Origin of the sequence: Fictibacillus phosphorivorans (genome assembly GCF_007673525.1) — a bacterium.
Taxonomy (GTDB): domain Bacteria; phylum Bacillota; class Bacilli; order Bacillales; family Fictibacillaceae; genus Fictibacillus; species Fictibacillus phosphorivorans_C.
Genome location: NZ_VDZU01000006.1, coordinates 25,619 through 36,140, shown reverse-complemented (window position 1 = coordinate 36,140; position 10,522 = coordinate 25,619). Strand labels below are relative to the sequence as shown.

At 35.0% G+C, this 10,522-nt stretch carries 10 protein-coding genes; 3 read left to right on the top strand and 7 right to left on the bottom strand.

The annotated features are described in order from the left end of the window. Window positions 1-217: 217 nt before the first annotated feature. Window positions 218-928 (bottom strand): hypothetical protein, encoded by a 711-nt coding sequence (locus FS458_RS20235; protein ID WP_144704996.1) that lies wholly within the window; start codon window positions 926-928, stop codon window positions 218-220. Between the two features lie 303 nt (window positions 929-1,231). On the opposite strand from FS458_RS20235, the gene FS458_RS20230 reads away from it, so the two are divergent. The 3 genes from FS458_RS20230 to FS458_RS20220 all read left to right on the top strand — a co-directional run bounded on the left by FS458_RS20230 (window position 1,232) and on the right by FS458_RS20220 (window position 3,611). Next, window positions 1,232-1,756, top strand: a complete 525-nt coding sequence (locus tag FS458_RS20230; protein WP_144704993.1) for an ECF transporter S component — start codon at window positions 1,232-1,234, stop codon at window positions 1,754-1,756. A 130-nt stretch (window positions 1,757-1,886) separates the two neighbouring features. Beyond that, the gene (locus FS458_RS20225) at window positions 1,887-2,294 is read left to right on the top strand and encodes a hypothetical protein (protein ID WP_144704990.1); all 408 of its coding nucleotides are present in this window, start codon (window positions 1,887-1,889) and stop codon (window positions 2,292-2,294) included. A gap of 138 nt (window positions 2,295-2,432) precedes the next feature. After that, complete coding sequence (locus tag FS458_RS20220) at window positions 2,433-3,611, top strand: DUF4317 domain-containing protein (protein WP_144704987.1); 1,179 nt, start codon at window positions 2,433-2,435, stop codon at window positions 3,609-3,611. 79 nt (window positions 3,612-3,690) lie between these two features. On the opposite strand, the gene FS458_RS20215 is transcribed toward FS458_RS20220, so the two are convergent. From FS458_RS20215 to hsdR, 6 genes are all read right to left on the bottom strand, one after another. Further along, window positions 3,691-4,245 carry a hypothetical protein gene (locus FS458_RS20215; RefSeq protein WP_144704984.1) on the bottom strand — a complete coding sequence of 185 codons (555 nt, stop codon included), beginning with the start codon at window positions 4,243-4,245 and terminating at the stop codon, window positions 3,691-3,693. Between the two features lie 225 nt (window positions 4,246-4,470). Next, window positions 4,471-5,184, bottom strand: coding sequence for a hypothetical protein (locus FS458_RS20210; protein WP_144704981.1), 714 nt, complete (start codon window positions 5,182-5,184; stop codon window positions 4,471-4,473). Window positions 5,185-5,749: 565 nt separating this feature from the next. Beyond that, window positions 5,750-6,145 carry a DUF4176 domain-containing protein gene (locus FS458_RS20205; RefSeq protein ID WP_144704978.1) on the bottom strand — a complete coding sequence of 132 codons (396 nt, stop codon included), beginning with the start codon at window positions 6,143-6,145 and terminating at the stop codon, window positions 5,750-5,752. Continuing rightward, window positions 6,132-6,392, bottom strand: coding sequence for a DUF4176 domain-containing protein (locus tag FS458_RS20200; protein WP_144704975.1), 261 nt, complete (start codon window positions 6,390-6,392; stop codon window positions 6,132-6,134). The genes FS458_RS20205 and FS458_RS20200 overlap by 14 nt, the downstream gene beginning before the upstream one ends. Further along, window positions 6,393-6,632, bottom strand: a complete 240-nt coding sequence (locus FS458_RS20195) for a hypothetical protein (RefSeq protein ID WP_144704972.1) — start codon at window positions 6,630-6,632, stop codon at window positions 6,393-6,395. 1,563 nt (window positions 6,633-8,195) lie between these two features. After that, window positions 8,196-10,517 carry an EcoAI/FtnUII family type I restriction enzme subunit R gene (gene hsdR, locus FS458_RS20190; protein WP_144704970.1) on the bottom strand — a complete coding sequence of 774 codons (2,322 nt, stop codon included), beginning with the start codon at window positions 10,515-10,517 and terminating at the stop codon, window positions 8,196-8,198. Window positions 10,518-10,522: the final 5 nt, after the last annotated feature.

The window sequence follows — 10,522 nt, the reverse complement described above, 5'->3', positions numbered from 1 at the left end:
TTTCTAAATATTGTTTTGCGTTCTTAAACTCTAATTTCCCAAGCTTAATAAGCATGCTGTTTTTGTAGATATTTCTCGGGAAATTGTAGAAATATGACGATTGAATGTAGAGGATTGTATTTTGTATCATTATAAAATCCATATCGGGTCACGATATATCTATGTTAAATAATAGCTCCGTTAGGGTTGACCGTATCGCCCCCCGATATACACAAGCTTACTTTCTAAATAAAGAAAGAATCGCTTCCCATTTACTTTTCGGCCGGCTTTGAACTACGATTTCAAGTCGTCTATTAAAATCGTTCTGCAGACGCCATTCTTTGACCTGTTCTTCTCTTAACTTTTGAATTTCCTGTTGCAGAAGTTCACTTTTCTCTTTTTCCTGTTCTAGCAATGCTTCGTATTGTTCTTTCTGTTGATTGGTCAGCTTCTCAATCTTTGCGTTCGTTTTCTGAGCTGCGTTTCCAACATTCGCACTGATCGCATGATGATCTTGCTGAAGCCTCGATACGGTTACTTTAAGCTCTGACATATCGTTTGTCAGCTGAGCATTCATCTCGCGTGTCGCTGCTAATTCATTCGCTAGCATCATTAATACTTCTCTTAATTGGTTCGGGTCTTGTGGAAGGTTCTCATATGTATCGGGTAGCGCTACGTCCGTCTGAACTGTTTCTTTCAGTCTTTCTTTTTGTTGAAGTACAATATCTTTAGCTGTATCGTCTAAAGGCTTGTCTGTATCGCGTAGCGCTATGAGCGATTCAATATCAGATTGAACAAAGATACGGCGATCTCCATCCTTTAAAAACTCGTATCCATTTCGTTCTAAAATTTGTCCATACTTTCGAACAGTAGGTGTTGCGATCCCTACTTCTTCTGCAACTTCCTTGGAGGAGAAAGCTCGTTCATTCGGTTGTATATCACGTCGCATATCGGGCCTCCTTCATTTCTCTTCATCTATTCCTTATATCGCCATGCGATACATATCGTTAAATTCTTCTACTATAGGCATTCGCAATGAACTGTACCAATACGTCTATGCTCTCCTAAATAGATTTCGGCAAATGTATCGATCTCCCCTTCTTTCCTTTTGAGAAACTCGCTCATTCCACTAGTTTATTTTTCTATTTCTTCACCCTACCCAGAAAATAGCTGTTTTCTAAAAGAATAAGGACATATATAATGAAAAAGTGCAATTATTTTTACATTTATTTTTTATGAGAGAGGTTATGTAATGAATACTACTTATTCATCGATACAATCTACTAAAACAAGAATGTTAGTCATCAGCGCACTATTCGTGGCACTGACTCTTGTTGCAACGATGTTCATCAACATTAAGCTTCCAATTGCAGGAAACGGTGGTCTAATCCACTTAGGAAACATTCCTCTATTCGTAGCAGCTTTTGTTTTCGGCAGAAGAACAGGTGCTATTGCAGGTGCTTTTGGGATGGGCTTGTATGATCTATTTTCTCCTTGGACCATTTGGGCACCGTTTACTTTTGTTATCGTTGGTGCAATGGGCTATGTAGCCGGTGTGATTTCGGAAAAAGTACCGGGTAAACGAGTACTCGTCTACTCAATGGCAGTTGTGGTTGCTATGCTTATTAAAGTAGTAGGCTATTATTTTGCAGAAGTTGTGCTTTATGGAAACTGGATTCAGCCGTTCGGATCGATTCCAGGAAACATTCTGCAAGTTGGTATTGCGGGGATTATTGTTATTCCACTCGTAGCACGCATTAAGAAAAGAATTCTTTAGTAACAGAGACCCTGTATCGTATCGGCTTAATTCCTATGCGATATGGGGTTTTTTATTGTTTACCGATGCCCTGAAACCTTTTAAGAATACAAAGCGACTTACCTTAAAACGGATATCAAGAGGTGTGAAGATGAAGAAATCATTTCTTAAATTGTTTTTTATTACATTGAGTATCTTGTTAGCTGGGTGTAGCGTTTATTCTGAAAGTAAAGAGACCGCTCCGAACCTCATCATGCAGGATACCAAAGAGAGGCTTATCGTTACAGGCGAAGTAAAGAGGACTTTTAAAAATAACAAGGCCGTTAGAATTGCTAGAGATGCGATACAGTCTGCTGAAAGAATACCTGGAATTTTAAATGTTTCAAAAAATAATTTAGAGATGACTCTTGTTGATTCGAATGGAAATAAAGAGAACTATTTTCTTTGGTTACGAAAAGAAAGTGATAGTGGCATGATCATGAATGCCGACGATACACATACGGGATATACTCTGAAGCAACTTGACGTTGTTAAATTAAGAAAGCTGTTAAAATTCTAATACAAACAATCTACGAACCAACAAAAACTTCACCATCACACTTCACTCCTCCTGAATGTTAAAATAAAGAATACTTCCCTGTTAGACATATTGAAACTGTCGACTTAAAATCGCAAGAACTTAGGAGTGTATAGAAGCATGAACAAAAAAGATATCGCTCAAATACGAAAACAATTCAAGAAAGAGAACGATCTACTGAAGATCTCCAGCATCTTTAATGTGTATATTACGAAAGAATCAAGCGAGATCTATCATCACGTGAGTCAGCCTTTTGAGATGCTAGATCCTGAACAACAAGAGCTCTTTTTTAATAACTTCAAAAAATTGCTTGGTGGAAATCTCGATGAAAAGTTATTTGAATTAAAGTTTAATAGAAATGCTGAAAATAATAGCCAGCTTATCCTGCATCAGGGATTACTTGCTAGCGATACAGAAGACTGGAAAGAACGCATGCTTCAAATGGTAGGGAAGATGCTCGTAAACCGTCAGTACGAAAAGGATATCGTGATTACCTTCATTAAGGGAGAATACTATAAGCCGACGAAGCGCAAAAATGATGAGGCTGAGATTAGTGAACGAGATGCCGTCTACTCCTTCCCCTTTATTTTGTGCAGCATAAACAATACACAAGAACCGAAGAAAGAACTGCTCTTTGATTATGTGGAAAAAGAGTTCAAGTACAATTTCGTGGTCGATCCTGTTATTAACCTGAACGCGCCGATCGGAGGGTTCCTCTTCCCTTGTTTTAGTGATAATGCAGCAGATGTGAACCACATTCTGTATTCAGCAGGTAAAGTGCATGAACCCGATTATGAATTCATAGTGGACGTTTTAAATGGCGAAGAAATCATGACAGCAAAAGACGATAAGATTGTGTTTGAAGAAATTATCAAAGACGTAACACAAGATCAGTTGAACACGTCTACCCTCTCCAATGTTTATGAAGAAATCAACCGAATGATGGAAGAGAACGAGGAGGAAGAGCATCCACGACTAGACTCCAAGGACGTTGAGCGCGTACTGAAAGCGAGCGGTGTTGAAGATATTAGTGTGGAAAAGGTAGAATCCGCTTTTCAAAAAGTGATTGATGACGATAAGTATGAAATTAAAGCGAGCAGTGTTGTTCCGAAATACAACTCGAAGTCAATTAAGATCGACACAAAGGTAGCTAAAATTTCGATTAGCCCGCAAGATTTAAGGTATGTGAAACAAGTGCAGCTTAGTGGTAAACGTTACCTCATGATTGAAGTTGAGGAAGATACGGTGATTGAAGGGTTTACGATGATTCCAGAGGCTTTTGGCGAGAAGGTTAAGTAGTTAGATTGCCCAATTAATACAACCTAAAAAAAGACTCCTAAGTTTAGGAGTCTTTTTTTAGGTGATAAGTTAAAAATTATTACCAAGAGTTATCTATGAAAGTAAAACCATTATGGCTAACATTAAATTTATCAATAAAGTTGTAAGGTGTAGGTGATGTTGGTTGATAAAAGCTACCAGAACTATTACGAGTTTTGAATGTCTTACCAGCTTTGTAGTAAGAGTACCAAACTAGTTCAGAACAGTAAGTTGAAGCAATATTAGTAGGACCAGAAGTGATTTTGTAAGTAATTTTTTTTCCTTTGAAATAGTATATTGCTTTATTAGCTGCATTCTTTCCTAAAGTGCTTGAACTTGAGCGGACCACCTTGGATTTTTCATATCTTGAATGCCATTGACTTTCTGTCAAAACCGTTGGATAAGGTTCCGATTTCCAACCGGAGGTATGTAAAATGGTAGTATCGGTAATATAAATTCCTGAATGTCCAACTATTCCACTTGAAGAAGTACTGTTGGTGATGATAATATCTCCTGGTTTATTGTTTATAGCTGCTTTTGCAGAGATTCCTGGGAAAGCTGTTACAGACACTAGAACTAAAAATAGCGTCAGAACAACAAGTTTATAAGACTTCATATTTTTTATCTCCTTTACTTTATTGAAAGTATACTGAGTTTACTATACCAGTAAACGATACTACAAGAAGTTATATCATAGAACATAGTAAAAAAATCGCATACTTTATTCTAAACAGTGATTTCCTCATCTAATGATACAAGTTGTTTCGACCATAAATTTTTGTTGTTTTTTTCACTTTCAAGAATCACAGTAGTACCACTAGAAAAAGATTTAACTAATTCATCAGTGAATAGCTCCTTTTTTTGTTTTTTTGTATTCACCAGGAATTTCTAAGAAGTGAGAATTTGCCTTCATAAATAAATAACGATGAAAGAATTTTACAGAGACATAGGTAAAAAAGATAGAAAACATAAGGTAGACTAATAACATTATAGTAGTCATTATTACCTCTGACTTACTAATAAAGTAATGGGCAATGATATAGCCTAAAGGGACCGACCAGGTTAATGCTTTGAAATGCCATGGCATGTCTTTAAATTGTAAAAAATCCGAATTAATAGAACAGTATTTTTTATTTTGAAACCAAATTTGAAACAGAAAAAAAGCTAAGTAAATAATTAATGACATTACAAAAAAATTATTGGAATGGATATTTAATACGATATAAGCAATTTTTTGAACTAAAATAAAATAACATAAAGATCCTACTGCTCCTAAACATCCCACAAAAAGAATAAACTCAAAATGAAGACCTTCAGCTTTTCTAAGTAACATTGTTAAAGCCCAAAGGTTAATTAATAATAAAAAAGGGATAGTTAACCAGAAAGATAATTCATGATAGGGAAACAGCAGAGGTAAAATTATTAATAAGTCTAGCATAACAAAGGTTGATCCAAATACACCGAACTTAACTTGATCAGTATCCGTAAAAGATAAATGTTCAAGTATATGATTAGGCAAATTTTTTCGTTTAATTGAGTTATCTATTTTCAGCATTTTTGACCACCCTATTAGTATGGAGAAATATTTTACCGAACAAGCTTGAGAAAGCTTTTATTCCTTTTTGAACACATTTCTTAGCTTTTTCAGAAAGTGTTTCTTTCTCTTTTCCAAATTTTAAATCTTTCTAGTACTAAGAAACTCCTATAAAAGTCCTTGACCTATTGCGGCGCCAGTTAATGATACTGCTCCCAATCCTTCATCGTCTCCTACAATTTTGGATTTTGATGCACCTCTATTACCATGTTTTCTGAAGTAGTTACCCCAAACCCAAAACAACCTGCTCAACTTTTTAATGTGCTTACCACGGCTGATGTGGGCTTAACATATTTATCTATAGTCTGGATATTCCCTCATTTAGTTTGTGAGTCAATCCAACTTTCAGGGTAGTTTCCACCTTTAATGTTAGCAACAGAGCCATTCTTCACACGATAAGTTTCATATTTTGTTGCGTTTTATTTTAAGAATTAACAAGGCTATGGCAAAGGGTACGTTAAGTGAAAATGGGCAATGACTTCACAACAAAAAATCCCAGGCGACAATATTTACCCCAGATTGCTACTTAATTGTCTTGCATGTCGTTTTCTATTTTCTTACGCAGATGTTTTCCTTCTTCTGAATCATAACCATCATACATAACCTTCTCAATAAAGTTACGGTTAAAAAACACATTGTAATCGGCAGAAATATTACCTTCAGGGTATGGATTACCTTCAGGGTATGGAACCGCTATGTAATCAAATTGTTTTCCCGAACTTACTTGTATTTGATTGTAGCCATAAATCATGACACTTTTCTTCATCTGCTTTAACTTTACGACTGTGCCAATAGGCAAAGGCTTGGATTTATCTAGCTTTTCTTTTACGGAAGTATCTTCTTTCGCATTCGTACATCCTATTAAAAGTAGAACAAATAAAAAGATGATTGACAGTTTGCCTTTATTTTTAGTTCGTAACATTTTCATTGTTCCTTTTTAGTTTTTTGATTTCCAGTTCAACCTTTTCCCTCATGTCCACTTCTTGCGGGGATTCATAGCCAGGGTAGATCACGTCTTCACCCATATTTCTATTAAAGAAAACATTAAATTGCTCCGAGATATTTCCTTCTAGAATTTGGTTTCTTCCATAAATCATAATCAACTTTTTAAAATCCTTCACTTTGATTACTGTCCCAATAGGCAACAACGTTATATTTGTATCAGCCATTTAAATCCACCCTCTTTTTTTTAGAATCGAACGGATAATTAATGCAATTACGCAGGAGCCATATACAAAGATTGCTACAATACTCAATGTTCCTATTTCTCTTTGTAATTCATTTTCAGGCGAATTAACAAATAGGATACTAGCAAACATTAAGGTTCCACTTACCGCCCCCAAAATAGCATACAGAAGTAATCCAAAATTTAAAGCTTTTATAAAATCCTTTTTATTTGTAGGAAACAATGTTAAATCCTCCAACGTAGTTTTGATATTTTATTTGTCTCTGAATTTTATTCCTATCCCTTTACCGAGTGCAGCGTAACTCCTAAAAACATCCACTCCAATGAATGGATCATAATCAAATCCAAAAAAATTCTAACGGTTCGTATCCAAAGAAATTTAATGGTTCTACTTTAACTTCCGTTTTAGTTGCAGAAACTCCTGGCCCCTGCGGATGTGGTATAGCTTTAAATATCCGCTTTTAATTCTCTTGCTCAAGTAAGAAATCAGCCGATACTGGTGATTTATCTGAAGAAAATGTTGATTAAAAAACACCTACTTCTACTTTCACACCTAAATTTTGAACATACAAAAGAGAATTAGTAATTGATTCCCGAGAGAAAGGTACACTAACTTTCGATTCCCCGAATAAAACTTTATGTCCAAGGTTTTTCTTTAAATGTTTGCCTAGATTCTTCTGCAACCCTGCTATGCCAAAGTAAAGTGGATAAGAATCAAGGACCTTCACCAATATTCCCCTATATGTACTTAACTAAGCTTAATTATTAATCCTTGAGAGTGGACTATTTAAATATACATACTCCCTTTATGAAGCTCATGCCCTTTCTTTGCAGTCAATTCCCACAAATAAATAGCTACCTAAATTTACTCATTATTCTATGTTACCGAATGGAACGTGTTGGAAAACATAGGTCTTTCAAACTAATTTAAAATTTAAACTGAAAAACGTGGTAATCATTATGTACTAATACCCCTTTATTATGGAAAAATAAACCTTTTTATCGTGATGAATTTCCTGCAATTAATTAAATAATTATTTGTTTATAGGAGATAGGATACATAGACATTATTTACGGTTAATTTACTTTGCACAATCTTGCTGTCGCAATTGTGCAGTCTCATCACTAATGCTGAAGATCACTTTTTCTGTAGAATATTGCACGAACAAACCTGAACATCTGTTGTCATCAATGCATTTAGTACTTCTTCTTTGTCCTTATGAATAATCAAAAATAAAAAACCCCTCATAAGTTTTATCAACTTATGAGAAGTTTCCGGTAAATCCTTTATGTCTGCAAAATGCTACTAGCATTCCACCTTTTTTAAAACTCACAAACCCTATTAAATGGGTTTTGTGGGCGTTATTACATCATGCCGCCCATTCATTTAATTATTAAACTTAAATAAATATTTGTAAAAAATCATCTGATATTAATATAAAAGCCGAAATTAATGAAATAAAGAGAAACTCTTTCTAAAACATTTGCGGACAATTTTGCGGACATTTTCATGGATAAAATTATTAACAAACCTCTTTAAAAGTAATTACATTTTTTCTTATAAGTGTTCACATAAAAGCCTAGAAATAGGCTTTTTTTGTGTATATCAGACATAGTCAGATAGCTTCGTCTAACTAAAATTAAAAAGTATAATCATTTTTTACTAAAGTACATTAGATTTTTTTGGGGTAGTGACAATAGAGCTTTTCTCTTTAAAAAATGCCGTAAAGAGAACATTTAACCGTTATCACCATGATTACTACATGTCTATACAATGGTGAGCTAATTAAGACGCTTCTTGATTGTACAAAGCTTTTTGAAAAGCAGTAAACGTTTCTTGGATTTTAATTACGCCGCCTAAAACGTCCACCCCATCTGAAATTGAATGATATTTCAACTCCAATAATCGTGGTAATTTTTCTTGATCAAGCTCTTCAAAACCAGTTTCAATATATTTATTTAGTACAAATTCAAGAAAATCTTTTTCCTTATCATCTAAATCCTTTAGGATATTGGACTTTGCTTTGTCTACTCGTTCTTGCCTTGAAATTGGCTTAGTAGCATACGAAACAAATTCAAGTACATCAAACAAATCACTATTTTCAGCGTTTATTAAATTTTGTAATGCGACCAATTCGTCTTTACCATATCCTGCATCAGCAAGTTTCTCTAGCAAAGCTCTTCGGGTTTTAGGATTTGACCATATTTCACGCAGTTCTTCCTCACTTTTAAAAAAATCAGGAAGCGTTCCATATAAGTTCTCTAAGAATTCTTCAGCCGAAATCGGCTTTCCATCCGCATTCCAAAAGCTAGTAGCTACTGTATGTTGGATTTCACGGTCTTTTCCATCTCTAAGTTTAATCTTTATTTTTTTCTTAGTTTCCCCTGGATCTCCTGGATCTCCCGGATCTCCTGGATCTCCTGGATCTCCTGGATTATGCGGATCTCGTGGTTCCCCAGGCTCTCTAGGCTCTGGTTCTACTGGCTCTCCATCCCATTCTGGGTCACTAAAATTTAGATATGCATCGACAAAATCATAAATCGTAAAGAATTCTTTGCCTTCATACAATCTTGTTCCTCGACCTATTATTTGTTTAAATTCGATCATTTGTTTGACTGGCCGCATTAGTACTATATTACGGACATTACGAGCATCAACTCCAGTTGATAGCTTTTTAGAAGTCGTAAGAACGGTTGGAATTGCCTTTTCATTATCTTGAAAATCACGTAAATAAAGTTCTCCTAAAGCTGAATCATCTGCAGTTACACGTACGCAATATAATGAGTCTTTACTCTCACTGTATTGATTAATAAGATCCCTAACAAGTGCTGCATGCGGCTGTGTAGCACAAAAAACAATAGTTTTTTCCTTTTGATTAATTTCAGAGAGAAAGACTTTTACTCGTTTAGCCTCACGTTCTTTTATTTCGATAATTCTATTGAAATCATTTTCAGTATATATTTTCCCTTCTTCTATTTCTCCCTCGAGGACTTCATCGTCTGTTGTATATAAATAATCATCTATAGTTGTTTTAATTCGTTTCACTTTAAAAGGTGTAAGAAATCCATCATTTATTCCTTCTTTTAGAGAGTAAACATATACCGGTTCACCGAAATATTTATAAGTATCAGCATTATGAATTCGCTTGGGTGTAGCAGTTAATCCTAGATGAACTGCGGTGTGGAAATATTCTAAAATGTCTCGCCAACTACTTTCATCTTTAGCTCCACCACGATGACACTCATCAATAATGATAAGATCAAAGTAATCTGGAGGATAATCACCAAAATAAGGTTTGTTATCTTTACCACTCATAAAAGTTTGAAAGATTGTAAAGAAGATGTTGCCGTTTGTAGGAACTCTTCCTTTTTTAACTATTTCTTTAGGATTTATACGGACTAACGCATCTTCCGGAAAAGCTGAAAAAGCATTAAACGCTTGGTCGGCTAATATGTTTCTATCTGCTAAAAATAAGATACGTGGCCTACGTGACCCGTCACGTTGAATATTCCAGCGTGTTTGAAAAAGCTTCCAAGCAATTTGAAAGGCAATGAAAGTTTTCCCTGTACCTGTAGCTAAAGTAAGTAATATTCTAGATTTTTCATCAGCAATTGCTGAAACTGTCTTATTAACGGAAATTTCCTGGTAGTACCTAGGGGTTTTAGTTCCACCTACATCTTCAAAAGGGACCTTATTAAACCTATCTCTCCATTTGTTATGATCAGAGAAAATCTTATTCCATAATTCATCAGGAGTAGGAAAAGAAGCAACTGCTTCTTCGTTTCCATTTTTTATACACATCTCATAAATGTCTCTGCCGTTACAAGAATATGAATAATCTAACCTTAATTTTATTGCATAATTTTTGGCTTGTGCCACTCCTGCTCCTACTTCTAATTCATCACTCTTGGCTTCAATAACTGCTAACTTAATACCTTTATATACAAGTATATAATCAGCTATTAATGGTTTCGCTCTGCCACCAGCTTGTATTTTTCCAGCAGTAATATGAAACTCTCGTAAGACTTTTGAACCTTCAACTAGTCCCCAACCACTTTCTCTTAATTTAGGGTCAATAAGTTCAGCTCTTGTTTCAGCTTCATTCATACTAC